General features: G+C 61.9%; 19 protein-coding genes. 11 read left to right on the forward strand and 8 right to left on the reverse strand.

The window, feature by feature from the left end:
• Nucleotides 1-134: 134 nt before the first annotated feature.
• Nucleotides 135-2,390 carry a DNA topoisomerase IV subunit A gene (gene parC, locus ACS4RS_RS00200; RefSeq protein ID WP_439009217.1) on the reverse strand — a complete coding sequence of 752 codons (2,256 nt, stop codon included), beginning with the start codon at nucleotides 2,388-2,390 and terminating at the stop codon, nucleotides 135-137.
• 235 nt (nucleotides 2,391-2,625) lie between these two features.
• Between parC and ACS4RS_RS00205 the strand changes: the two genes are divergently transcribed.
• A complete protein-coding gene (locus ACS4RS_RS00205) occupies nucleotides 2,626-3,813 on the forward strand; it encodes a hypothetical protein (RefSeq protein WP_439009216.1) in 1,188 nt (395 codons plus the stop codon).
• 57 nt (nucleotides 3,814-3,870) lie between these two features.
• Here ACS4RS_RS00205 and ACS4RS_RS00210 read toward each other — a convergent pair whose 3' ends face one another.
• On the reverse strand, nucleotides 3,871-4,512 hold the full coding sequence (locus tag ACS4RS_RS00210) for a TetR/AcrR family transcriptional regulator (RefSeq protein ID WP_449313823.1): 642 nt from the start codon (nucleotides 4,510-4,512) through the stop codon (nucleotides 3,871-3,873).
• 66 nt (nucleotides 4,513-4,578) lie between these two features.
• On the opposite strand from ACS4RS_RS00210, the gene ACS4RS_RS00215 reads away from it, so the two are divergent.
• Nucleotides 4,579-5,748 (forward strand): serine hydrolase, encoded by a 1,170-nt coding sequence (locus ACS4RS_RS00215; RefSeq protein ID WP_439009215.1) that lies wholly within the window; start codon nucleotides 4,579-4,581, stop codon nucleotides 5,746-5,748.
• A gap of 70 nt (nucleotides 5,749-5,818) precedes the next feature.
• Here the strand turns inward: ACS4RS_RS00215 and aspS are convergent, their stop codons facing one another.
• Complete coding sequence (aspS, locus tag ACS4RS_RS00220; protein ID WP_097627059.1) at nucleotides 5,819-7,609, reverse strand: aspartate--tRNA ligase; 1,791 nt, start codon at nucleotides 7,607-7,609, stop codon at nucleotides 5,819-5,821.
• Between aspS and ACS4RS_RS00225 the strand changes: the two genes are divergently transcribed.
• From ACS4RS_RS00225 to ACS4RS_RS00245, 5 genes are all read left to right on the forward strand, one after another.
• Nucleotides 7,604-7,810, forward strand: coding sequence for a hypothetical protein (locus ACS4RS_RS00225; protein WP_439009214.1), 207 nt, complete (start codon nucleotides 7,604-7,606; stop codon nucleotides 7,808-7,810). The two genes, aspS and ACS4RS_RS00225, sit on opposite strands and share 6 nt — an antisense overlap.
• Nucleotides 7,811-7,864: 54 nt before the next feature.
• The gene (locus ACS4RS_RS00230) at nucleotides 7,865-9,256 is read left to right on the forward strand and encodes a multicopper oxidase family protein (protein ID WP_439009213.1); all 1,392 of its coding nucleotides are present in this window, start codon (nucleotides 7,865-7,867) and stop codon (nucleotides 9,254-9,256) included.
• Between the two features lie 129 nt (nucleotides 9,257-9,385).
• Nucleotides 9,386-10,531 carry a ribonuclease D gene (gene rnd, locus ACS4RS_RS00235; RefSeq protein ID WP_439009212.1) on the forward strand — a complete coding sequence of 382 codons (1,146 nt, stop codon included), beginning with the start codon at nucleotides 9,386-9,388 and terminating at the stop codon, nucleotides 10,529-10,531.
• A gap of 110 nt (nucleotides 10,532-10,641) precedes the next feature.
• The gene (locus ACS4RS_RS00240) at nucleotides 10,642-11,703 is read left to right on the forward strand and encodes an adenylate/guanylate cyclase domain-containing protein (protein ID WP_439009211.1); all 1,062 of its coding nucleotides are present in this window, start codon (nucleotides 10,642-10,644) and stop codon (nucleotides 11,701-11,703) included.
• Nucleotides 11,704-11,809: 106 nt separating this feature from the next.
• Nucleotides 11,810-13,168, forward strand: coding sequence for an esterase-like activity of phytase family protein (locus ACS4RS_RS00245; RefSeq protein WP_439009210.1), 1,359 nt, complete (start codon nucleotides 11,810-11,812; stop codon nucleotides 13,166-13,168).
• Between the two features lie 91 nt (nucleotides 13,169-13,259).
• Here the strand turns inward: ACS4RS_RS00245 and ppx are convergent, their stop codons facing one another.
• The 4 genes from ppx to ACS4RS_RS00265 form a co-directional block, all read right to left on the reverse strand.
• Complete coding sequence (gene ppx, locus ACS4RS_RS00250; protein WP_439009209.1) at nucleotides 13,260-14,780, reverse strand: exopolyphosphatase; 1,521 nt, start codon at nucleotides 14,778-14,780, stop codon at nucleotides 13,260-13,262.
• A 12-nt stretch (nucleotides 14,781-14,792) separates the two neighbouring features.
• Complete coding sequence (locus ACS4RS_RS00255; RefSeq protein WP_449313824.1) at nucleotides 14,793-16,997, reverse strand: RNA degradosome polyphosphate kinase; 2,205 nt, start codon at nucleotides 16,995-16,997, stop codon at nucleotides 14,793-14,795.
• 62 nt (nucleotides 16,998-17,059) lie between these two features.
• Nucleotides 17,060-17,773 carry a DnaA regulatory inactivator HdaA gene (gene hdaA, locus ACS4RS_RS00260; RefSeq protein ID WP_439009208.1) on the reverse strand — a complete coding sequence of 238 codons (714 nt, stop codon included), beginning with the start codon at nucleotides 17,771-17,773 and terminating at the stop codon, nucleotides 17,060-17,062.
• Nucleotides 17,766-18,890, reverse strand: a complete 1,125-nt coding sequence (locus ACS4RS_RS00265) for an AI-2E family transporter (RefSeq protein ID WP_439009207.1) — start codon at nucleotides 18,888-18,890, stop codon at nucleotides 17,766-17,768. The genes hdaA and ACS4RS_RS00265 overlap by 8 nt, the downstream gene beginning before the upstream one ends.
• A 245-nt stretch (nucleotides 18,891-19,135) precedes the next feature.
• On the opposite strand from ACS4RS_RS00265, the gene purM reads away from it, so the two are divergent.
• Both purM and purN read left to right on the forward strand, forming a co-directional pair.
• Nucleotides 19,136-20,209: a phosphoribosylformylglycinamidine cyclo-ligase gene (gene purM, locus ACS4RS_RS00270; protein WP_439009206.1), complete on the forward strand. Its 1,074-nt coding sequence runs from the start codon at nucleotides 19,136-19,138 to the stop codon at nucleotides 20,207-20,209.
• On the forward strand, nucleotides 20,206-20,877 hold the full coding sequence (gene purN / locus ACS4RS_RS00275; protein WP_439009205.1) for a phosphoribosylglycinamide formyltransferase: 672 nt from the start codon (nucleotides 20,206-20,208) through the stop codon (nucleotides 20,875-20,877). The genes purM and purN overlap by 4 nt, the downstream gene beginning before the upstream one ends.
• Here the strand turns inward: purN and ACS4RS_RS00280 are convergent.
• Complete coding sequence (locus ACS4RS_RS00280) at nucleotides 20,874-22,043, reverse strand: alpha-D-ribose 1-methylphosphonate 5-triphosphate diphosphatase (protein WP_439009204.1); 1,170 nt, start codon at nucleotides 22,041-22,043, stop codon at nucleotides 20,874-20,876. The genes purN and ACS4RS_RS00280 overlap by 4 nt on opposite strands.
• Before the next feature lie 281 nt (nucleotides 22,044-22,324).
• Here ACS4RS_RS00280 and ACS4RS_RS00285 point away from each other — a divergent pair, with 281 nt between their 5' ends.
• Both ACS4RS_RS00285 and ACS4RS_RS00290 read left to right on the forward strand, forming a co-directional pair.
• A complete protein-coding gene (locus ACS4RS_RS00285) occupies nucleotides 22,325-22,894 on the forward strand; it encodes a PadR family transcriptional regulator (RefSeq protein ID WP_449313825.1) in 570 nt (189 codons plus the stop codon).
• A gap of 4 nt (nucleotides 22,895-22,898) precedes the next feature.
• Nucleotides 22,899-24,197, forward strand: coding sequence for an FAD-dependent monooxygenase (locus ACS4RS_RS00290; protein WP_439009203.1), 1,299 nt, complete (start codon nucleotides 22,899-22,901; stop codon nucleotides 24,195-24,197).
• Nucleotides 24,198-24,223: the final 26 nt, after the last annotated feature.

A 24,223-nucleotide genomic window follows, 5' to 3' on the forward strand; every position in this document is an offset into this window, starting at 1 on the left:
CCGCCCACAGACCGGCCTTCTCTTCTTTTGGATAACAGCGAAGAGATAGAGAAGTTCCGGCGCCCGCCAAGAGACGAGCACGGAATTTTTATGTCGCAAGCCCGGAACCGCTGCGCACTGCCGGGCATCATGCATTAGCCGGCAAACTTACCGCTGCGCGGAAAGCCCTTCGGCACGGTGCGGCCGGCGGTGGCGCGGTCGGACAGCCATTCGGCAAGCTCGTCCTTGTTCTTCGTGAAGGTGCGGCCGGCGCTGTCTTCCCAGACGAGGCCGTCCGATATCGCGAAGCAGCGCACGTCGGAAATGCCGCCATCCTTGTAACGCTGCAGACGCACGCCCTTGCCGCGCGACATTTCCGGCACCTGTGCCAGCGGGAAGACCAGCAGCTTGCGGTTTTCCCCGACGACGGCGACATGGTCGCCGCTGACGGGCACGAGCAGCTGCGTCTCCTCGGGCAGCGCGACGTTCATGATCTGCTTGCCCTTGCGCGTATTGGCGACCAGCTCGGCCTCCGGAACGACGAAGCCGTTGCCGGCTGTGGAGACGATCAGCTGCTTGCGCGAGGGATCATGGACGAAAGCCGTCAGCACCGCCTGGTCGTTGTCCATGTCGACGATGATGCGTAGCGGCTCGCCATGGCCGCGACCGCCCGGCAGCTTGTCGCCGCCAAGCGTGAAGGCCTTGCCGCCTGTGGTGACGATCAGGATCTTGTCGGTCGTCTGCGCCGGGAAGGCTATCTTCAGGCCGTCGCCTTCCTTGAAGGTCAGCGTCGCCGTATCGGCGATATGGCCCTTCAGCGCGCGGATCCAGCCCTTTTCGGAGATGACGACGGTGATCGGTTCCTTCTCGATCATCGCCTGCTGGATTGCTTCCTCGTCGGCCTCGGGTGCATCGGCAAACTGGGTGCGGCGGCGGCCGACTTCGGTCGCCTTGGCGAATTTCTTCTTCACTTCGCCGATTTCCCAGGCGACCGTCTGCCACTGCTTGTCGTCGGAAGCAAGCAGCGCTTCGATCTCGCCCTTTTCTTTGGTGAGTTCGTCGAATTCCTTGCGGATCTCGAACTCTTCCAGCTTGCGCAAGGCGCGCAGCCGCATATTGAGGATCGCCTCGACCTGAATGTCGGTGAGATCCCAGCGCGCCATCATCACAGGCTTCGGCTCATCCTCCTCGCGGATGATCCTGATCACCTCGTCGATGTTGAGATAGGCGATCAGAAGGCCGCCGAGGATTTCGAGGCGCCTGTCGATTGCGGCCAGGCGGAAGCGCGAGCGACGCTGCAGCACCTCGCGGCGGTGATCAAGCCACTCCTTCAGCACTTCGTTCAGCGCCATGACCCGCGGGATGCGGCCCATGGACAGCACGTTCATGTTGAGCGGGAAGCGGCTTTCGAGCTCCGTCAGCTTGAACATCGATTCCATCAGGATCGTCGGATCGACGCTGCGGGTCTTCGGCACCAGGACGACACGGATGTCCTCGGCCGATTCATCGCGGATGTCTTCCAGGAGCGGCAGCTTGCGGGCGATCAGCAGCTCGGCGATCTTTTCGATCAGCCGCGATTTCTGCACCTGGAAGGGAATTTCGGTGATGACGATCTGGTAGCCGCCGCGACCGAGATCCTCGGTCTGCCACTTCGCCCGCACGCGGAAGCCGCCGCGGCCGGTGCGGTAGCTATCGATGATGCTGTCGCGGCTGTCGATGATGATGCCGCCCGTGGGGAAATCCGGGCCGGGAATGAATTCGACGAGCTTTTCGACGGTCGCATCCGGATGTTTGATCAGGTGCAGCGCGGCGTCGCAAAGCTCGTGGGCATTGTGCGACGGGATCGAGGTCGCCATGCCGACGGCGATGCCGGAGGAGCCGTTGGCGAGCAGGTTCGGGAAGGCGCCGGGAAGGACGGTCGGCTCGGAATTCGATTCGTCGTAGGTGTCGCGGAAATCGACGGCATCCTGATCGATGCCTTCGAGCAGCAGTTCGGAGACCGCCGTCATCTTCGATTCGGTGTAACGCATGGCGGCGGGGCTGTCGCCGTCGATATTGCCGAAATTGCCCTGGCCGTTGACCAGCGTATAGCGCTGCGAGAAATCCTGGGCGAGACGGGCAAGCGCGTCGTAGATCGACTGGTCGCCGTGCGGATGGTAGTTACCCATCACCTCGCCGACGATCTTGGCGCATTTCCTGAAGGCCGATGTCGGCCGCAGACCCATCTCGTTCATCGCATAGACGATGCGGCGATGCACAGGCTTCAGCCCGTCGCGCACGTCGGGCAAAGCACGGTGCATGATGGTCGACAGCGCATAGGCGAGATAGCGCTGCTCGAGCGCCGCCTTGAGGTCAACCGGTTGGATGTTGTCGTCGTCTCCGCCGGAAGGCGGCAAAATCTCTTGTCCCATAGGTTCTGACTAGCCCAGAAGAGGCTGGCGGGCAAGGAATCCAGGCCATAGCAGCTGTGGATGAAGTCTTGGCACTGACATCAAAGGATGAGACAAACGTTCCGCCGCAATTTGGACTTCGTTTGCCGTTCCTTTCAACGGAAATTTAGAAGTCCGCAAATATAAAGCGGGCCCAATCCGTAGTAGCGTAACTGCAGATTTCCAACCGCCACCACGCCACCAGAGGAATCACCCCATGAATTTTTACCGGACAACGCGGCTGATGCTGTCGGGCGCCGCCTTTTTCTCGCTCGCCGGCTCGGCTTTCGCTCTCGACGGCACCGATCTCTTGAAGAAGATCAATGCCGCCTATGCCGCCCAGGGTGGTACGATTGCGGCTGAAAGCGTCGATATCGACGGCACGACCGTCACGTTGAAGAATGTCACCGTCAAGCCGACCGGCGGCGAGAGCCTGCCCATCGGCGAAATCACCCTTTCCGGCGTCGAGGAAGACGAGGATGGCGGCTACTACATCGAAGAAGCCGCCTTCCCTGACATCAACAAGACGGAAGACGGCGTGACCGTGACGGCGCAGGAGCTAACGCTCGGCGGCATCTCCGTGCCGGCAACGCCGGGCGGTGACACGCTCGACACCATGATGCTCTATGAGACCGCCCATATCGGCCCGCTGAAGGTGGTCAAGGATGGCGCGGAAGTGTTCTCGCTGCTCGAAAGCAACATGAACCTGACGCTGCGCGAAGACGAATCCGGCTTCGATTTCGATGGCGCCTTTAAAAGCATGAAGGCTGATCTCACCAAGACCGAAGATGCGCAGAGCAAGGATGCGATCGAGAAGCTCGCCCTGCAGCACGTCCAGGGCGACATCACCATGAAAGGCGCCTGGGAACTCGCCCCCGGCACGATCGACATTTCGGAATTCGCCTTCGATTTCACCAATGTCGGCAAGCTGAACCTCGGCTTCAAGATTTCCGGCTACACGATGGCCTTCATGAAATCGATGCAGGATGCAATGAAGGAATCCGAAGCCAATCCGAACAAGGAACAGTCGCAGCAGGCGCTCGGCCTTGCCATGCTCGGCCTGATGCAGCAGCTTTCCTTCGAGGCCGCGCAGGTGCGTTTCGACGATGCCTCGATCACCAAGCGCGCGCTCGATTATGCCGGCTCGCAGCAGAACATGTCGGGCAAGCAGATGGCCGATTCGCTGAAGGCGATGACGCCGATCATGCTGGCGCAGCTCAATATCCCGGAACTGCAGAACGCCGTTTCGGCTGCCGTCAACACCTTCCTCGACGATCCGAAGAGCCTGACCGTCAAGGCCGCTCCCGAAAAGCCGGTGCCGTTCCCGACGATCGTCGGCGCTGCCATGGGCGCTCCGAACACGCTGCCGCAGGTGCTCGGCGTCAAGGTTTCGGCAAACGACTGATCGCTTGGTTTCCTTAAAGAAAAGCCCGGCAATTCCGTTGCCGGGCCTTTTTCGTTTTCAGACGCGGTGGCGGGAGACTTCGGCGATGGCGAGGGCTGCGATATCGAGCAACTCCTCACGAGATGCCCCGTCCCTCGCCTGCACCGACATGCCCTGGACGATCGCGGCGACGAAGCGTGCCAACGCGCCGGCATTGGTCCCGGCTTTGATATCGCCTTCGCGGATGCCGCGCTCGATCCTTGCTGCAAAACCGCTCAGCGACTGGCGGCGCAGCGCCGCAACATGATCGGCGACACCATCGTTCTCGCTGGCGCAATTCAGCACCGCCGTCGAGATCATGCAACCTTTCGGATGCTCAGGCGCCGCGAAGATCGCGGCCGAGCCTTGCAATATACGCTCGAAGGCGGACACGGTATCGATCGGCTCGCCGAGGGCGGAGAACGTGTCGGCTCCCAGCATCCGGTATTGCTGCAGCGCCGCGCGATAGAGTTCGGCCTTCGAATTGAAGGCGGCATAGAGGCTTTGCGGCGTGATGCCCATAGCGGCCGTGAGATCGGCGATCGAGGCACCCTCGTATCCATGCGCCCAAAAGGTTTCCCGTGCGGCCGCCAGAACCGTCTCGCGGTCGAAGGCCGGTGGGCGGCCGCGGCGGCGGGCGGGAGGATTTTTCATGTCGGCATCATTTTTCACAGTGATCACTCTAGAAATTCGAGACGGCTTGCTGTATTCAGGAACGGTCATTGTGATTATAGAAGGTTTAATCTGATGAGTCTTCCCCTCGAAAAGGCAGATGCCAGCGGGCATTCGTCCCTTGGCGCGGCTGTTGACGCGGCAATCACAAGTGCGCTCGACGAAAAGCGGCTGGTCGGAACGGTCGTGCTCGTCGCCCGCAACGGCGAGATCATTCACCGCCGCGCAGCAGGTTTCGCCGACCGCGAAAATGGTCTGGCAATGCGCGAGGACGCGATCTTCAGGCTTGCCTCCATCACCAAGCCGATCGTCACCATCGCCGCGATGCGGCTCGTCGAGCAATCGAGGATCGGGCTCGACGACGCCGTGACCAGATGGCTGCCGGACTTCCGGCCGAAGCTGCCCGACGGCAGCGAGGCCACCATTCGCATCCGTCACCTGCTGACACATACATCAGGCCTCGGCTACGGCTTCTCCGAAGAGGACGGCGGTCCTTATGTCAGCGCCGGCATTTCCGACGGCCTCGACCAGCCGGGACTGCGGCTGACCGAGAATCTGCGGCGGATCGCCAGCGTACCGCTGCGTTTTGCGCCGGGCAGCGACTGGCAATATTCCCTTGCCATGGATGTTCTCGGCGGCGTCATCGAGGCGGAAACCGGTGTATCGTTGGGTGAGGCCGTTGCCGAACTGGTGACAAGACCGCTTGGCCTTGCCGACACGGCGTTTTCGGTTCGTGACGACAGCCGGCTTGCCGCCGCCTATATGGACGCTTCACCGGAACCGGTGCTCATGGGCGAGAATGCGGTGGTGATGTCGCTGATGGGTCCCATCCGTTTCGCGCCGAACCGCATCTTCGACCCCGCCTCCTATCACTCCGGCGGCGCCGGCATGGCGGGAACGGCTGGTGACGTTCTGGCCGTACTCGAAACCATCCGTAGAGGCGGCGCGCCGCTGCTTTCGACGGAAACCGTAGGGATGATGACAAGCGACCAGGCCGGCGGGCACCGCCAGCAGTACGAACCCGGCTCCGGCTTTGGCTTCGGCTGGTCTGTTATCACCGATCCGGCCGAGGCAGGCGTCCCCTTCCCCAAGGGCACGCTGAAATGGGGTGGCGTCTATGGCCACAGCTGGTTCATCGACCCGGTCAACAGGCTGACCGTCGTTGCGCTGACGAACACGACGTTGGAGGGCATGTGGGGGAAGTTCACGGTCGATCTTCGCGAGGCGATCTATGCGGCATTGTGAACAATCCGGATAAGCAAAAGGCCCGGCGACAGCGGTCGCCGGGCCTTTTGCATTCAGAAAAGGAACGAACTCAGTCCTTCTTGACCGGCGGGATTGGTCGGATCGAGAGTTCGCGCAGCTGCGTTGGGGTTGCCGGGCTCGGGGCGCCCATCAGCAGATCCTGGGCCTGCTGGTTCATCGGAAACAGCGAGATTTCGCGCAGGTTCTTGGCGCCGACGAGCAGCATGACGATGCGGTCGATACCGAAGGCAGCGCCGCCATGCGGGGGCGCGCCGTACTGGAAGGCACGATAGAGGCCGCCGAAACGGTCTTCGACGTCCTGCTGGCTGAGACCGACCTTCTCGAAGGCGGCGACCATGGTTTCCGGCGACTGGTTACGGATCGAGCCCGAGGCGATTTCGAAGCCGTTGCAGACGGCATCATATTGGAAAGCCTTGATCGTCAACGGATCCTGGTTCTGCAGCGCGTCCAAGCCGCCCTGCGGCATCGAGAACGGGTTGTGGGCGAAGTCGACCTTCTTGTCTTCCTCGCTCCATTCGAAGAAGGGGAAGTCGACGATCCAGCACAGTTCGAAGCGGTCGCGGTCAACGAGGTTCAGTTCCTCGCCGGCCTTGGTGCGCGCCTCGCCGGCAAACTTATAGAACTTTTCCGGCTCGCCGGCGACGAAGAAGCAGGCATCGCCATCGCCGAGACCGAGTTGGGTGCGGATCGCATCGGTGCGCTCCTCGCCGATGTTCTTGGCAAGCGGGCCGGCGCCTTCGAGCTTGTCGTTCTCGCTGCGCCAGAAGATGTAGCCGAGGCCCGGCTGGCCCTGGCTCTGCGCCCAGGCGTTCATGCGGTCGCAGAAAGCGCGCGAGCCACCGGTCTTGGCCGGGATCGCCCAGATCTGGACCTTCGGGTTGGAGGCGATCATGCCGGCGAAGACCTTGAAGCCGGAGCCGGCGAAATGCTCGGTCACCGCTTCCATGACGATCGGGTTGCGCAGGTCCGGCTTGTCCGAACCATATTTGCGGATCGCCTCGTCATAGGGGATGCGCGGCCATTCCTTGGTGACCGGCTTGCCTTCGGCGAACTCCTCGAACACGCTTGTCATCAGCGGGCCCATCGTGTTCCAGACGTCCTCCTGGGTGACGAAGCTCATTTCGAGGTCGAGCTGGTAGAATTCGCCCGGCAGGCGGTCGGCGCGCGGGTCTTCATCGCGGAAGCACGGCGCGATCTGGAAGTAGCGGTCGAAGCCGGCAACCATCAGCAGCTGCTTGTACTGCTGCGGCGCCTGCGGCAGGGCGTAGAAGGTGCCGGGATGGATGCGCGACGGCACGAGGAAGTCGCGCGCGCCTTCAGGCGAAGAGGCTGTCAGGATCGGCGTCGTATATTCGGTGAAGCCGACATTACCCATTTCGCGGCGCATCGCCGAGATCACCTGGGTACGCTTGACGATGTTCTTATGCAGCGTTTCGCGGCGAAGATCGAGGAAGCGGTATTTGAGGCGGACATCTTCCGGATAGTCCGGCTCGCCGAACACCGGCAGCGGCAATTCCTTGGCGGCGGAGAGCACTTCGATCTCCTGGGCGTAAAGCTCGATCTCACCGGTCGCCATCGCCTTGTTGACGGTGTCTTCGGTGCGGGCCTTGACGAGGCCGTCGATGCGGATCACCCATTCGCCGCGCACGGTCTCGGCCATCTTGAAGGCCGGGCTGTCCGGATCGGCTACGACCTGGGTGATGCCGTAATGGTCGCGAAGGTCGATGAAGAGAACGCCGCCATGGTCGCGGACGCGATGGACCCAGCCGGAGATACGGACGGTCGAGCCGACATCCGTCTTGCGGAGGGCGGCGCATGTGTGGCTGCGATAGCGATGCATGATCTCAAATCCTGGCATGTGGCTGAAGACGGCAGCAAGGGTTCAAAGACCCTCAAGCGCCGACAAGAAAATCGGGCGGAAAAGCGCATGGACGCTCCGATTTGTCAAGGCTTGGCGCGCGCCGCCCGCCTGTTTGGCACGCGTTTATGGCGAGGCAACGGCCCGGATGCTGCGGCAGTTTGGCTGCGTTTCCCGTATTGATGAAGGCGCCTCTCAACTTTAAAAGGATCGACATTCTCACCTTGGAGCGCCCGCATGCCTCTCCTGACCCGCCGCAACCTTCTCAAGGCATCCGCCGTCGCGGGCGCCTATGGTGCCGGCATCGGCATTGCCGGCAAATTCGGGCTCGCCGAGGCGGCACCCGAGCCGCAGCTGCTGACGGCTGTGAAGACCGAGGCCATGCTGACCGAGGCCGGACCGACCCGGGATATCATGAGCTGGGGCACTGACGGCATGCCGCCGGTTCTCAGGATGACGAAGGGGCGCCCCTACGCGGCGCGGCTGAAAAACGGGCTCGACGAGCCGACGACGATCCACTGGCACGGGCTTCGCATCGACAATCGCATGGACGGCGTGCCCTTCATGACGCAGCCCTATATCTATACCGGCGACAGTTTCGATTATGCCTTCACGCCGCCCGATGCCGGCACCTTCTGGTATCATCCGCATTGCAATACGCTGACGCAGATGGGGCACGGCATGACCGGCGTCATCGTCGTCGAAGATCCGGCCGATCCTGAATTCGATGCGGAGGTGGTGCTGAACCTGCGCGATTGGCGGCTTGGCGGCGACGGGCAGTTCATCGCCCCCTTCCGGCCGCGTGACGCCGCCAAATCGGGCACCTACGGCACGGTGCGCACCGCCAATTGGCATCGGGAGCCGCAATATGACGCGCCGGCCGGCGGGCTGGTGCGGCTGCGCATCGCCGTGACCGACGTGACGCGGATCTTCTCGCTGAAGATGGAAGGCGCCGATACGACCGTCATCGCAATCGACGGCAATCCGGTGCCGACGCGTTTTCCCCTCGATCTGTTGCAGATCGGTCCGGGCCAGCGGCTCGATCTTGCCGTGCGCATGCCGGATAGCGAAGGCGCCGTCGCAACGCTCGAGGATATCCGTGGCACCACGCCAAAGACGATCGCCAGCCTGCGCGCCACCGGATCGTCGCTGAAGCGCGAGATCGGCGATCTCGGGGCGCTTGCCGAAAATCCGGTGCCGAAGGCCGATCTTTCCGCCGCCGAAGAGATCCCGCTGGTGCTGAGCGCCACGGCCGAAAATACCGCCACTGACAGCATCTGCGGGACGCTCGGCTACAGCTTCTGGGCCATCAACAAGGTGCCTTGGCCGGGCGACACACCCGATCCGACGGCGCCGCTGGCGGAACTGAAGCTTGGCAAGAGCTATATCTTCAATCTGGAGAATACGACGCCGCACGCACATCCGATCCATCTGCACGGGATGAGCTTCACGGTGATTTCCTCTTCGACGCGGCAGGTGATGCCGCTCGTCTCCGATACCTATCTCATCCAGCCGGACGAGAAGGTGCAGCTCGCTTTCGTCGCCGACAATCCCGGCGACTGGCTGCTGCACTGCCATATCATCGAGCACCAGAAGACCGGAATGACCAGCTACCTCAGAGTGCGCTGAGGCGGCCTGTGCCGCAGTTTCGACGTAATTCTTGGCCAGCAATGCGCGAAGCTTATGCTGTTGTATTGACATATCGAAGCGAAAGGAGAAGGAAGGTTCAACCGACCTTTTCCTTGCGAATGAAATGATATGATCGAAACCACCGCCGATTTGGCGGCCGCCTGCAAAGAGCTGGCCAAGTCCGACTTCATCACCATCGACACCGAATTCCTGCGCGAGACGACCTTCTGGCCGGAGCTTTGCCTGATCCAGATGGCAAGCCCGACGACCGAAGTGCTCGTCGATCCGCTGGCGAAGGGCATCGATCTCGCCCCCTTCTTCGAGCTGATGGCCGACCCGAAGGTGCTGAAGGTCTTTCACGCGGCCCGTCAGGACATCGAAATCATCTTCAATCGCGGCAACCTCATTCCGCATCCGATCTTCGACACGCAGGTCGCCGCCATGGTCTGCGGCTTCGGCGACAGCGTCTCCTATGACCAGCTGGTCAGCCGCATCAAGAACGTCCATATCGACAAGTCGTCGCGCTTCACCGACTGGAGCCGCCGGCCGCTCTCCGACAAGCAGCTGGAATATGCGCTGGCCGACGTCACCCATCTGCGCGACGTCTATCTGTCGCTGAAGGCGGAACTCGATCGGGAAGGCCGCACCTCCTGGCTCTCCGAGGAGATGGACATTCTCGAGGCGCGCGAAACCTACGACCTGCATCCCGACGATGCCTGGCAGCGGCTGAAGATGCGCCTGCGCAAGCCGCAGGAGCTGGCGATCCTGAAATTTGTCGCCGCCTGGCGCGAACGCGAGGCGCGGTCGCGCAACGTGCCGCGTTCGCGGGTGCTGAAGGACGATGCGATCTACGAGATCGCCCAGCAGCAGCCCAAGGATACCGAGGCGCTTGGCCGGTTGCGCACCATTCCGAAGGGCTGGGAGCGCTCGACCTCCGGCGGCGCCGTCATCGAGGCCGTCAACGCGGCGCTCGCTCTTCCGAAAGCTGATATGCCACATGTGCCGCGCCAGGCGCAGGCGCCCGAAGGGGCCGCTGCTGCCGTCGAATTGCTGAAGGTGCTCTTGAAGCTGATTTCGGAGAAACACGGCGTGGCGCCGAAGGTTATCGCCAACAGCGAGGATCTCGACCGGATCGCCGCCGAGGGCGAGAAGGCCGAAGTCGCCGCCCTGCACGGCTGGCGGCGCGATCTTTTCGGCGAGCCGGCGCTGCAGCTGATCCAGGGTCAGATTGCTCTGCGCTTCGTCGGCCGCAAGGTCGAAACGGTCAGCCTCTAGGTTCAAGTGTTGCGTGTCCGCGCGGCGTTGTAAGACGATATTCGAATTCGCTTGACGCTTTTTTCCCAGCTGAAACAATGGCTGACGTCAAATCACGGCGAAGAGGCGGCATGCGGGAAATATCTCCGACGCAGAACTGGATCCTGATCACGATGGTTCTGGCCGCCAGCGGCGTCGTCTATGATCTGATGTTCTACTCCAATCAGACGCCCGTTGTCGGCGCGATCTTCGCGCTGTTCATCGGTATGCCGATCATTGCCTTCGAGCGCAAGGCGCTGTTCCGCACGCTATACAGACGTATCCAGAAGCTGCCGACCTTCGCTTTCATCATCAGCGAGCTGGTGATCTACGAGATCCTGATGAGCATCGGCTTTGCCGGCGCTGCTCTGCTGCTCTCGTCGCTCGGTATGGTGAAGCCAACGTCGTTCCTTGATCTCGTCATCATGCCCTACGAGGTCTTCCTCTATGCGCTTGCCGTCTGCTCGGCGCTGATCTTCATCCTGCGCGTGCGGGAATTGCTCGGCCGCGAGGTATTCGTGAGCATGCTCGTCAGCCGCTATCGCAATCCGGTCAGGGAAGAGCGTGTCTTCCTGTTCATCGACCTGGTCGACTCGACGGCTTTTGCCGAAAAACACGGCGACCTCCGCGCCCAGCAATTACTCAGCTCGCTGTTTGCCACCTTCGCCGAGCCCGTCAGGCGCCATAAGGGCATGATCAACGACTATGTCGGCGATGCGGCGATCATTACCTGGCCGCTTGCGCGCGGCATCAAGGGCGCGCGCTGCGTGCGCTGCATCTTCGACATTCTCGCCGATATCGAAGCCAATGCCGCCGGCTGGCGGAAAAGCTACGGACAGGTGCCGAAGCTGCGGGCCGCCCTCCATGGCGGCGAGATCATTACCGCCGAAATCGGCGTCGATCATCACAAGATCAGCTATTTCGGCGACACGGTGAACACCACCGCCCGGCTGGAAACGCTCTGCCGCAGCCTCAATCGGCCAGTACTGATTTCGGCCGACCTTGCGCAGCGCATGAAATTTCCCGACGATATATCCTGCGAGGATCTCGGCACTCATGCCGTCAAGGGGCGCGGCCAAGCGCTCGGCGTCATGGCGCTTTCCTCGCGCGCCGTCACCGTTCTAAACACGCCGGCCGTCATTCTGCACGGCTGAGCAAACGCATTTGACTTGCTTCACCAAAGCTTCACCCAACCGTCAATGCGCTGACACGGAAGCCCTGCTAAGCGGAAGCCCTTCGCATCCGCTCCATGGGGACATTATGAAGAACCTCCTTTTTGCTTCCGTATCGCTTTTCATCCTGATGACCGGCTTCGCTTCGGCCGACCAGCAGCTGTTTCCGGCCAAGCTCGCCGGCCAGGCGATCCTGCCTGCCAACACCATGGTTCCAGCTCCGGCCGATGCCCCTGAATTCCTCAAGCATTCCGGCAAGTTCACGACGGCGGACCGCAAGCGCACCGAAGCGCTCGGCACAGTTCCCGGCAAGGACGGCGCCCGCGTCACCGACCTGAAGCTTCCCTTCGACGGCCAGGCGATCCAGGGCTTCTCCGGCATCAAGACGATGGCTGACGGCACCTTCTGGACGCTCACGGACAACGGCTTCGGCTCGAAGGCCAATTCCTCGGACTCCATGCTTTTCCTGCACCAGATGAAGTTCGACTGGGCAGCCAACAAGGCTGAAGTCGTCAAGAATCTCTTCCTCTCCGATCCGAACAAGATCGCCCCCTTCCCGATCGTGCTGGAAGGCACCGATGCGCGCTACCTCACCGGCGCTGACTTCGACATCGAATCGATCCAGCCGGTTGCCGACGGCTTCTGGCTGGGCGACGAATTCGGTCCCTATATCCTGAAGGTCGACACGGCAGGCCGACTCACCGACGTCATCCCGACGACGCTTGACGACAAGCCGGTGCTTTCGCCCGACAATCCGCTGATCCAGCTCCCGGGCAACCCCGCTGCGAAGATGCCGGTCTTCAATCTGAAGCGCTCCGGCGGCTTCGAAGGGCTCGCCAAGTCGAAGGACGGCACCAAGCTCTACGGCCTGCTCGAAGGCGCCATCTACAAGGATGACGGCCAGATGGAATCGGTCGACGGCCATACCGCTGTCCGCGTCATCGAATTCGACGTCGCCGCCAAGAAGTGGACCGGCCGCAGCTGGCTCTATCCGTTCGAAGACAAGGGTGTCTCGATCGGCGACTTCAACATGCTCGACGACACCACCGCTCTCGTCATCGAGCGCGACAGCGGCGCCGGCACCAAGGACAAGGCCTGCCCCGACCCGAAGCAGCCGAAGCCGGATTGCTTCGAGGCCCCGGCCGAACTGAAGCGCGTCTACAAGATCGAGTTCAACGACGCCAATGCCGGCAAGGCCGTCCGCAAGATCGGCTATATCGACCTGCTTGATATTCAGGACCCCGACAACAAGAAGAAGGCCGGCAGCAAGGACGGTGTCTACGACATGCCGTTCGTGACCATCGAAAACGTCGACCGCGTCGATGCCACCCACATCATCATCGGCAACGACAATAGCCTGCCCTTCTCGGCCGGTCGCGCCGTCGACAAGGCTGACAACAACGAGTTCAGCCTGCTTGAGGTTGGCGAGTTTTTGAACGCGAAGTGATTCGCGGTTGATTTGAGACGGAGGGCGGTGCGTGAGCGCCGCCCTTTTGTTTGGTAAGTTGTGGATCTGATGGTGTGCGGTGCCAGCATCCCTACTCGAACCGAAACGCCAGCCTCTTGTTCGTCAATCTCGACAGCTGCTGCAGGCGGCCGTCCAGGCGTTCGCCGGCGAAATCGCGGTATTCCGGCGGCACGACGAATTCGAGGTCGAGGTCTGGGTTCGACGATTTGCGGAAGCTCAGGCTTCTGACGATGCCGGGCATCGAGGCCGAGAAGAGGTAGACGACGCGCAGCATGCCGCCGAGCAGCTTGGCGCGTTCGATGAACTGGGGTGTGGCGATCTGCGCCAGCGGGCCGGTGGCGCCGTCGTCGTGCAGGCCCTCGAAACGGTAGTAATTGGTCAGCGCGATGAAGGCGCGGCCGGGATGGCTGATGCCGACGAAGGAGGAGTGGGCGATGACGTTCAGCGCCTGCAGGCCGCGATAGTCGGGATGGGCGCGCCAGCTGATATCGGCCAGTAGACAGGCGGCCTGACGATAGCGGCTTTCCTCTTCGGTTTCCTGGACGCCGAACAAGGGCATCATGCGGCCGGTCCATTCCGCCAGTTCGCGGGCATGCTCGGGCGAACGGGCACGCAGGATCGCCAACTCGCCGGCAGCGGCCAGCAGCGGATCCAGGCGGCGCTCGGCCTCCGACAGCAGCGAATAGAGATATCCCTCACGCACGCCCTGCGCCGAGAAGGAAATCATCGACGGTCTCATCGCGCTCAGCACTTCCGTCATGGCGACGGCGCCGAAGGGCAGCAGCGAACGGCGGTGCTTGGAAACGGCCTGAAACGCAGGCTCCCTGGACTCACGCGCGGTCACCACCTGTTCGAGGAACAGCATCATCGCTTCAAGCGATACCTCGTAGCCCTGCATCATGTGCAGCGGATAGTTGGTGATTTCCATATGCAGCTTGGCGATGTTTCGCCAGGTGCCGCCGACTGCGTAGAAGGTGCGCCCCTCGCCTTTCGACAGCAGCTTTGCGGTCTTTACCTGTTTGCGGGCAAAGGTGCGGGCCTTGGAGAGCGAGCCGCCGGCATATTCCGACAGGCGCAGGCCGCCGAGCGGCAGCGTGATGCCCTTGCCGAACTCCTTGCCCCTGATATCGATCAGTTCAAGCGAACCGCCTCCGAGGTCGCCGGCGATGCCATTGGGATTGAAGAAGCCGCTGATGATGCCGAGCGAAGCGAATTTCGCCTCCTCTTCGCCGGAGAGCACACGGATCTTGCGGCCGAGAATGGTTTCCGCCTGGTGGATGAAATCGGGACCGTTGCTCGCCTCGCGAGCGGCGGCCGTCGCCAGCACATACATGGTGGCGGCGCGTGCCTGATCAGACAGGGCCTTGAAACGGTGCAGCGCCGCCAGAGCCCGGCGGACGCTGTCCTCATCCATCTTACCGGTGACGGCTATGCCCTTGCCGAGGCCGCAGAGGACCTTTTCGTTGAAAAGAATGGTCGGCGAGCGGGACATGCCTTCGTAGACGACGAGACGAATGGAATTCGATCCAATGTCGACAACGGAGACCGGGGCGATCCCCGGAAGGCGCCCCTGGGCTTCAGATTCAACCATTTAGGTCCAGTTTTACTTGTTGTTGCGGCCTTCGAGCAGGCCGGCGATCAGTTTCGGCGCGCTGGACTTCAGAGCTTCACCACGGCCCGACAGGCTCGGATTGGTCATGAAATACTGCTGCGCATTGAACGGTTCCTCGCCTCTGCGCACTTCCATGCGCCGCGACGTACCGTCGGGCAATATCTCGTAGCTTTGTTGATTGTCAATCACGTTGCCGAGCATAATCTGGGACAAAACCTGCTCGTGAACGGTCGGATTCGTCAGCGGAACCATGGTTTCGACGCGGCGGTCGAGATTTCGCGGCATCATGTCGGCCGAACCGATATAAACCAGCGCCTTGTCGGACGGCAGGCCGTGGCCGTTGCCGAAGCAGAAGATGCGGCTGTGTTCGAGAAAGCGGCCGATGATCGACTTGACGCGGATCTTCTCCGAGAGACCGGGCACCTGCGGACGCAGGCAGCAGATGCCGCGCACGACAAGATCGATCTCGACGCCGGCATGGCTGGCGCGATAGAGCGCGTCGATGATGTCGGGATCGACAAGCGAATTCATCTTCATCCAGATCGCCGCCGGCGCACCGTTCCTGGCATGCTGGATCTCTTCCTCGATGTGACGCAGGATGCGCGGGCGCATCGTATAGGGCGAGATGGCAAGCTGCATACCCTGTTCCGGCTCGCCGTAGCCGGTAATGAAATTGAAGATGTTCGCCATGTCATGGGCGATGACCGGATTGCAGGTGAAATAAGACAGGTCGGTATAAATCTTCGCAGTGATCGGGTGGTAGTTGCCGGTCCCGAGATGGCAATAGGTCCTGAGCTTGCCTTCTTCGCGGCGGACGACCATCGACATCTTGGCGTGGGTCTTCAGCTCGATGAAGCCGAAGACGACCTGCACGCCGGCGCGCTCGAGATCGCGCGCCCAGCGGATGTTCGCCTCTTCGTCGAAGCGGGCCTTGAGTTCCACCAGCGCCGTCACCGATTTGCCGGCTTCGGCGGCGTCGATCAGCGCACGGACGATCGGGCTGTCGTTGGAGGTGCGGTAAAGCGTCTGCTTTATCGCCAGGACGTCAGGATCGCGTGCAGCCTGGAGAAGAAACTGGACCACCACGTCGAAAGATTCGTAGGGGTGATGAACCACCATGTCCTTTTCGCGGATGGCGGCGAAGCAGTCGCCGGCATGCTCGCGGACGCGCTCGGGAAATCGCGCGTTGTAGGGCTGAAACCTGAGATCGTCGCGTGGCGCCTTGGTTATCTCGGAAAGCGTGTTCAGTGCCAGAAGGCCCGGCAGGACGGCGACGCGATTTTCGGGGATGCTGAGCGCCTGGACGACGAACTGGCGCAGCGAGGCCGGCATTTCGGAATCGGTCTCGATGCGGATGACCTTGCCGCGGCGGCGGCGCTTCAGCGCCGTTTCGAAGAAGCGGACGAGATCCTCGGCCTCTTCCTCGACTTCGATATCGCTGTCGCGGATGACGCGGAAGGTGCCGGAGCCCTGTACCTCGTAACCCGGATAGAGCCGGTGAATGAAGATGTTGGCGACATCCTCGAGCGTGATGTAGCGGATGGTGTTTCCATCGTCCGGCAGACGGACGAAGCGGTCGAGCGCCGGCGGCAGGCGCAAGAGCGCCGTCATCGGCTCGCGGCCGTTCTTGCTGACGAGCTGCAGGCCGATCGAGAAGCCGAGATTCGGAATGAACGGGAACGGATGGGCCGGATCGATCGACAGCGGCGTCAAAACCGGAAAGATCGCCTGTTCGAATTCGGCGGCGAGCCACTGACGGTCGGCATCGCTCAAGGCGCCGGGGCGAACGATCAGGATGTCTTCCTTGGCGAGATATTGCTGCAGCACGGCGAGCGAGGCCTGCTGCTCCATCTGCAGATGATCGATCTCCTGCAGGATCGAGTCGAGCTGCTCGGCGGGCGTCTTGCCGTCGGGGCTGCGGATGGCGATGTTCTGGCGCACCTGGCCTTCGAGGCCGGCGACACGCACCATGAAGAATTCATCGAGGTTGGCGGCCGAGATCGACAGGAAGCGCACGCGCTCGAGCAGCGGATGCTCGGTATTCAGGGTTTCCTCCAGGACACGGCGGTTGAACTGCAGCCAGGAGAATTCTCGGTTGATGAAGCGCTCGGGGCTCTTGAGCAGCTCTTCCAGCGGTGGAGTGTTGTCGTTGGTTTCCGGAGTGAGTTCCTGATGTTCTGCGACTGCGCTATCCATGATCCACCCCGTTCTCAATCGCCGAAGGCAATTATATCAGTTTCACGACGGAACTGTGACAGTCAATCGGCCGACTCCGAATTTCCCAATTCATTCAATACTTCAGCAGCAAGAGACCGGGTGATCTTCGTGCCGCGCGACAGCGCCAGCCGGTCAAGCCTTTCGACGATCGTCTGGGCCGCGTTCAGCGACCGCTCCATCCGGTTGACGATATAGAGCACGAGTTTGTCATCTATATAAAGCTGCCGGTCGGCGAAGAGCTTGACGATCACCTGCGACAACAGCGCCTCGTCGGGCTCACCGATCTCGACGACCGTCGCAGCCTTCAGGCGCGAGCGCAGATCGGGCAGCAAAACCGGCCAGGAGATCGGCCAGAGACGGCTGGTCATCAACAGGCTGGTGCCGTTCTCGCGCACGCTGTTGATGACGTGGAAGAGCGCGTTGTCGTCGAAGCCGAGGCGGTCGGCATCCTCGAACAGCACCGGGCCGGCGGCGGCGGCAATTGCCGCGTCCGAGCCCAGCCCGGGATGGATGTCGGCGGCGCCGCTCAATTCCCGCCAGATGCGGGCGAGATGCGATTTTCCCGAGCCGACCGGGCCGGCGAGCACGACGACCGGCGACGGCCATGCCGGCCAGGCATCGACGATCGACACCGCGGCGGCGAGGCGCTCCGAGATCAGCAGGTCGTCACGGCCGCTGGCGGCAGCGTGCGAAAAGGCCAGCGGCAGCTGCTCTCCGGCTTTGCGCTTCGGATCAGCGTTTTTCACGTCATTCATTGGGAACTGATTTCGTCTTCCGGGCGCGGCCGCCTGATGCCCCGCCAAAATAAAGATCGCTCTGAAGGTAACGTGAAAGCGCGAAACGAACAAGGACGCCGACGGCAGCCGCAGCAGGCACCGCGACCAGAAGCCCGACGAAACCGAAGAGCGCGCCGAAAGCAAACAGCGCAAACATCAGCCAGACAGGGTGAAGCCCGACGCTGGAACCGACGAGCTTTGGCTGCAGGATGTTGCCTTCCAGGAACTGGCCGCTGAAGAAGACAACGAGCACCAGGCCGATCCAGGGATAATCCGGCCAGAACTGGACGATCGCCACGCCGACGGCGAGAACGAGGCCGACCAGCGAGCCGACATAGGGAATGAAACTGATCATGCCGGCGAAGAGCCCGATCAGCAGGCCGAAATTCAGACCGACGAGAGACAGGCCGGCAGCATAATAGACGCCGAGGATGAGGCAGAGCGAGCCCTGGCCGCGGATAAAGCCGGCAATCGCCTGATCGATCTCGCTGGCGATCTGGCGGACGTCGCTGATATAATCGCGCGGGATCCACTGATCGACCTTGGCGACCATGCGGTCCCAATCGAGCAGGATATAGAAGGCGACGACGGGGGTGACGACGAGCAGCGATATGACGTCGACGATCGCCTTGCCGGAATTCCAGATCTGCGCGAAGAGCCCGGTCAAGAAGCCCATGCCTTCGGAGAGGATGCCGGAGAAATTGTCCTTGAGCGTGCCGGCCTGGCTCCTGATCCAGTCCGGCAGCAGCGAGTTTTTCGAATTGTCAATGAACTGCTGCAGCTGGCTGATATAATCCGGCAGCCGCTCGGCGAAATCGTTGAACTGGCTGACGAGCACGGGAATGAGGATCATCAGCGCCAGGGCGAAGGTGATGACGAAGGCTATCAGGATGCCGACCGTCGCCATCATGCGGCTCAGGCCCAGGCGCTCCAGCCGGTCGGCGACCGGATCGAGGAAATAGGCGATCGCCATGCCGGCGATGAATGGCAGCAGGATCGAGCTGAAAACGTAGAGAAAGACGACGAAGAAGACGAGCACGGCCAGCCAGAAGAAAATCTGACGCTTGAGACTGTTGCCGCTGACTTGCTGTGGCATCGCTTCCCCGCTGATCGCTTACCGCCGCCAAACGCCGCATCCGAACCGACGCCGCCATTCAGCAAATAGGATGCAGCCGCAAAGATGGTCAACCCTGTCGCGCCAAATCCCGGAAAGGCCCGGGGAAGACGCGGGAAATTGGGGGCTTTTGCCATGCGGCGCTTGCATAAAAGCCCCTGTCATGCAATTGCGACCGGCAGATGACGCGGCGCGTCTGCCGCCTGAAATAGCCATCGGAGACCAGCATGAGCCAGTCTGGGAAAAACGGCCTGACCTACAGCGACGCGGGCGTCGACATCGATGCCGGCAACCTCCTCGTCGAGAAGATCAAACCGGCGGTGCGCTCGACCCGACGCCCCGGCGCCGATGGCGAGATCGGCGGCTTCGGTGGGCTCTTCGATCTCAAGGCCGCAGGCTTTACCGATCCGGTTCTCGTTGCCGCCAATGACGGCGTCGGCACCAAGCTTAAGATCGCCATCGATGCCGATTATCATGACACCGTCGGCATCGACCTCGTCGCCATGTGCGTCAACGATCTCGTCGTGCAGGGCGCCGAGCCGCTGTTCTTCCTCGATTATTTCGCCACCGGCAAGCTCGACCCCGACCAGGGCGCGGCGATCGTCGGCGGCATTGCCGCGGGCTGCCGGCAGGCCGGCTGCGCGCTGATCGGCGGCGAGACGGCCGAAATGCCCGGCATGTATTCCTCCGGCGACTATGATCTCGCCGGTTTTGCCGTCGGCGCTGCCGAACGCGGCAAGCTACTGCCCTCCGGCGATATCGCCGAGGGTGACGTGATCCTTGGGCTTGCCTCCTCCGGCGTGCATTCCAACGGCTTCTCGCTGGTGCGCAAGATCGTCGAACTCTCCGGCCTCGGCTGGGATGCGCCGGCGCCATTTTCCGAAGGCAAGAAGCTCGGCGAAGCGCTGCTCGAGCCGACCCGCATCTATGTGAAGCCGCTGTTGAAGGCGATCCGCGAGACCGGCGCCATCAAGGCGCTGGCCCATATCACCGGCGGCGGCTTCCCGGAAAATATTCCCCGCGTGCTACCGAAGCATCTGTCGGCCGAGATCGATCTTGCCGCCGTCAAGGTTCCCACGGTGTTTTCGTGGCTCGCCAGGACGGGCGGCGTCGAAACCAAGGAGATGCTGCGCACCTTCAACTGCGGCGTCGGCATGATCGCCGTCGTCGCTAACGAGAATGTCGCGGCCGTTTCCGCCGCACTCGAAGCCGAGGGCGAAACCGTCGTCACGCTCGGCCGCATGATCGCCCGCGCCGAGGGTGCTGCCGGCACGGTCTATAAGGGCACGCTTGCCCTATGAGCGCGAAGCGCAAACGCGTCGTCGTCCTCATATCCGGCAGCGGCTCCAACATGATGGCGCTGGTTGCGGCGGCCAAGGCCGCCGACTATCCAGCCGAAATCGTCGGCGTGATTTCCGACAAGGCGGATGCCGGTGGGCTTGCCAAGGCGGCCGCCGAGGGCATCGCCACCTTCGCTTTCCCCCGCAAGGATTATGCCAGCAAGGATGCGCATGAGGCGGCGATCTTTTCCGCACTCGATAAGCTTTCCCCCGAAATCCTTTGCCTTGCCGGCTATATGCGGCTGCTGACCGCGACCTTCATCCAGCGTTACGAAGGCCGGATGCTCAACATCCACCCTTCCCTGCTGCCGCTGTTTCCGGGCCTGCATACCCATCAGCGCGCCATCGACGCCGGCATGCGGATCGCCGGCTGCACCGTGCATTTCGTCACCGAAGGCATGGACGAAGGGCCGGTGATCGGCCAGGCGGCGGTCCCGATTCTCACAGGTGACACGGCCGAAAGCCTCGCCGCGCGTGTGCTCACCGTCGAACACCAGATCTATCCGCAGGCGCTACGGCTCTTTGCCCAAGGCCGTGTGACCATGGAAGGCGCCAAGGCCGTCGGCGCTGAGGCTTCCGCCGCTACGCCCAATGCCCACCTCATCTCGCTTATCGGCGACCGCGCTTAAGCCGCCAGCGCCCGCAGCGGATGCAGGGTGCCGTCGCTGTAGACCAAGCGGCCGGCGCGGAAGGTGGCGCGGATGCGGTTGATGTCGCCGCGCTCGACCGCCACCAAATCGGCGCGCTGGCCGAGGGCGATTTCGCCGCGGTCAGAGAGGCCGGCAGAGCGGGCCGCATTGCCGGTCGCCATGGCGACGGCTGAGGGCAGACCGCCTTCCACCATGTCGGCGAGTTTGAAGATGCCGGGCACGAAAGCGGCCGGGTGATAATCGGCGGCGATGACGCTGAGGAGACCGGCCCTGGCGGCATCGAGGGCGCTGAGATTGCCCGACATCGACTGGCCGCGCAGCGCGTTCGGCGCACCCATCAGTGTCCAGAGACCGCGGCGGCGCGCCTCTTCCGCAGCGGGTGCGGTGACCGGAAACTCGCTGATGGTGACGCCGAGATCGTGCATCTCGGCGACTTTTTCGACGCTGTCATCATCATGCGAGGCAAGCGACAGCTTGTGCTTCAGCGACAGCGCGACGATCTCTTTCAGCTTGGCTTCGATGTCGGGGTTGTTTCGCATGGCGATGCGCTTGGCGACGATCTCGGCAGCCATTTCCTCGGAGATGGCGCGGCGTTCGGAAATGCTGAGGATGTAGCTTTGCAGATTGTTGTACTGCCCCTGGCCCGGCGTGTGGTCGGTGAGCGAAACCATGTCGATCTGATCGGCATTCAGCAGGCGCTCGAGCGCCGGTGCTGCGCCAACATTGGTGATTTCGTAGCGGGCGTGGACGCGGTGGTCGATCAGCAGACCGTCGCGCAGGCGGTTGATGCCCTCGATCACCGCCGAGGTGGTCTCCAGCGAGCGGACGTGGCCGTAGACGCTTTCGGTGGCGAAGGAGACGGCGGCAAAGGCGGTGGTGACACCGGCGGCGGCAAGTTTCTTGTCGAGCTCGTGGATGCCGAAATCGATCGGCATCGTCGCGTTCGGGCGCGGCGCGATCTCGCGCTCGATCATATCGCCGTGAAGATCGACGAATCCCGGCATCAGCAGCCGCCCGCCGCCATCGATGGCAGCCCCGGCGACCGGCTCCGGCCGGATTTCGGCGATGGCGCCGTCTTCAACACGCACGGAACCTACACTCACCACCTCGTCTGGGAGAACGAGGGTGAAATTGCTGAGCCACATGGGCTTTCTCCTGACCGCATAGATGATTGACAGACCGCAGCGGATAGAACCGCTTCGTGACAGTCGTATGAAATTTAAAGCGCGCTCACCTTAAAGCGGAAACTTGCGCTTTGGAAATGGTCAGATGCACCGCCTCACGAATTCACGGCGTCGATCTATCCCAGCATCGATCCAAGAGTTCCAACGTCAACCAGTTGACTAGTCATAACATAACTATTAATATTATAACTATGCCCTCAGTCAAACGTTCTCCAGTCGCGCTCGCTGTCCTTGCAATGCTCATGGAAGAGCCGCTGCATCCTTACCGAATGCAGCGGCTCATCAAGGAGCGCGGCAAGGACGAGGTGATCAATGTCACGCAGAGGGCAAGCCTTTATCAAACAATCCAGCGGCTCGAACGCGAGGCTTTGATCGCCCAGCAAAAAACAGTCCGAGATGACAAGCGTCCCGAGCGGACCGTATACGAGATCACCGAAAAGGGCCGCGACGTCGCGCTGGCATGGATCCGCGAGATGTTGTCGACCTTGACGCGGGAATATCCGGAATTCCCCGCAACCATATCATTTCTTGCTCTGCTCACGCCGAACGATGTGTTGGGTCTGCTTGAGCACAGGGCAAATGCCATCGAGTCGGAACTTCGCCGGATCGACGGAATCCTGCAAGAGGCGCAGGCCGTACCAAGGCTCTTCCTGCTCGAGATGGAGTATCTCCGAGCGCTTCAAGCAACCGAGTTGTCTTGGGTCAATGCCGTCGTCGAGGACCTGCGCGCCGGGCGCATCACCTGGACAGACGAGTGGCTCAGGCAGATTGCCGTCCAGTTCTCCACCCACTCCACGCCCGACAAGGACTAGCACCATGAAGGTTTTGATTATCGGCGCAGGGACTGGCGGTTTGGCACTCGCTCATCTGCTTAAACAGGCCGGCGTTAGCATTGCTGTTTATGAGCGCGACATCGCACCGAACGCGGACACCGGCGGCTATCGCGTCGGTATCAGCCCGGCTGGGAGCCGAGCGCTAAAGGCCTGTATACCCAACGAACTCTACGACCTCTATGTTGCCACATGCGCCAAGTCGCCATGCTATTTCAACATGTTCACGGAACATCTTGGTGAATTGCTGAGCTTCGACATCGGTGACGCGGCTGCGAATACTCTCGACGGTGAAAAGAACGTCGTTCGAAAGACGCTGAGGCGGGTTCTGCTCAGGGGGCTTGAAGACCACGTCTCCTTCGGCAAAGCGCTTCAGGGGTACACACGTAACGCAGACGGGTCCGTCACCGCTTGCTTTCAGGATGGTAGTCTCGCGACGGGAGATGTTTTGGTCGGTGCTGACGGCACGAACTCTGCTGTGCGCAGGCAATATCTACCGCAAGCGCGTCTGGAAGATACGGGGATCGTGTCGCTCGGGGGCAAAATTCCAATGACGGCCGAGACCAAAGCTCTGCTGTCGGACAAGATGTTGAGAGGCATGTCGATGATTATGGCGCCGATGGGTTTCGGCGCGATAATTCACTCGCTCGAGTTCGCCGACAGCCGCAGCGACCCCGATTTTGCCGCTCGTTGGCCGGATTTCGTCGAAGCACTCGACGAGGACAGTATCGGCTGGGGCATTTGGGGCGCTCGGCAGAATTGCCCGCGGGATACGGCCGGCCTGAGCGGAGAACAATTGAGAGAATTGGGCCTGGAACTCGCTCGGGACTGGCATCCGCATTTGCGTGCTCTCATCCGTATGACGGAGCCCTCGACGATCCACGATGTCAAGGTCAGGACTTCCGTCCCGCTGAAACCTTGGGCGAGTTCGAACGTCACACTGCTCGGTGACGCCGTCCATACGATGACACCCGGACGAGGCGCCGGCGCCAATACGGCGCTTCGCGACGCCGCTCTGCTTGGGCACATGCTGGTCGCAGCGGACCGAGGACAAAAGCCGCTCGTCGAAGCCATACACGCCTATGAAGCCGAAATGCTTCGCTACAGCACCGAAGCAGTACTAGAATCGAAAAAGCATATGGATGCCAGCCATCCGGCTCATCGGCCGATTGTCGGCACAGTCCAGCTCGCTGCCATGCGCGGCGTCATGCGCATCATCAACGCAACCCCTGTATTAAAGCGACGTGCCTTTCGGCAGATGATGCGAGTTCGCGGCGAAAACTAACGAAGATCGCGGGTCATCCTGGGATC

Origin of the sequence: Rhizobium sp. F40D2 (genome assembly GCF_051810745.2) — a bacterium.
Classification (GTDB): Bacteria; Pseudomonadota; Alphaproteobacteria; order Rhizobiales; family Rhizobiaceae; genus Rhizobium.

Coding starts and splice junctions, on each gene's coding strand:
- aspS (WP_097627059.1), bottom strand. CDS start 7,609: ATGCATCGCTATCGCAGCCACACATGCGCCGCCCTCCGCAAGACGGAT.
- hdaA (WP_439009208.1), bottom strand. CDS start 17,773: ATGAATGACGTGAAAAACGCTGATCCGAAGCGCAAAGCCGGAGAGCAG.
- ACS4RS_RS00255 (WP_449313824.1), bottom strand. CDS start 16,997: ATGGATAGCGCAGTCGCAGAACATCAGGAACTCACTCCGGAAACCAAC.
- ACS4RS_RS00285 (WP_449313825.1), top strand. CDS start 22,325: ATGGAAGAGCCGCTGCATCCTTACCGAATGCAGCGGCTCATCAAGGAG.
- ACS4RS_RS00290 (WP_439009203.1), top strand. CDS start 22,899: ATGAAGGTTTTGATTATCGGCGCAGGGACTGGCGGTTTGGCACTCGCT.
- rnd (WP_439009212.1), top strand. CDS start 9,386: ATGATCGAAACCACCGCCGATTTGGCGGCCGCCTGCAAAGAGCTGGCC.
- ACS4RS_RS00240 (WP_439009211.1), top strand. CDS start 10,642: ATGCGGGAAATATCTCCGACGCAGAACTGGATCCTGATCACGATGGTT.
- ACS4RS_RS00265 (WP_439009207.1), bottom strand. CDS start 18,890: ATGCCACAGCAAGTCAGCGGCAACAGTCTCAAGCGTCAGATTTTCTTC.
- parC (WP_439009217.1), bottom strand. CDS start 2,390: ATGGGACAAGAGATTTTGCCGCCTTCCGGCGGAGACGACGACAACATC.
- ACS4RS_RS00225 (WP_439009214.1), top strand. CDS start 7,604: ATGCATGATCTCAAATCCTGGCATGTGGCTGAAGACGGCAGCAAGGGT.
- ACS4RS_RS00280 (WP_439009204.1), bottom strand. CDS start 22,043: ATGTGGCTCAGCAATTTCACCCTCGTTCTCCCAGACGAGGTGGTGAGT.
- purN (WP_439009205.1), top strand. CDS start 20,206: ATGAGCGCGAAGCGCAAACGCGTCGTCGTCCTCATATCCGGCAGCGGC.
- ACS4RS_RS00230 (WP_439009213.1), top strand. CDS start 7,865: ATGCCTCTCCTGACCCGCCGCAACCTTCTCAAGGCATCCGCCGTCGCG.
- ACS4RS_RS00245 (WP_439009210.1), top strand. CDS start 11,810: ATGAAGAACCTCCTTTTTGCTTCCGTATCGCTTTTCATCCTGATGACC.
- ACS4RS_RS00205 (WP_439009216.1), top strand. CDS start 2,626: ATGAATTTTTACCGGACAACGCGGCTGATGCTGTCGGGCGCCGCCTTT.
- ACS4RS_RS00215 (WP_439009215.1), top strand. CDS start 4,579: ATGAGTCTTCCCCTCGAAAAGGCAGATGCCAGCGGGCATTCGTCCCTT.
- ppx (WP_439009209.1), bottom strand. CDS start 14,780: ATGGTTGAATCTGAAGCCCAGGGGCGCCTTCCGGGGATCGCCCCGGTC.
- purM (WP_439009206.1), top strand. CDS start 19,136: ATGAGCCAGTCTGGGAAAAACGGCCTGACCTACAGCGACGCGGGCGTC.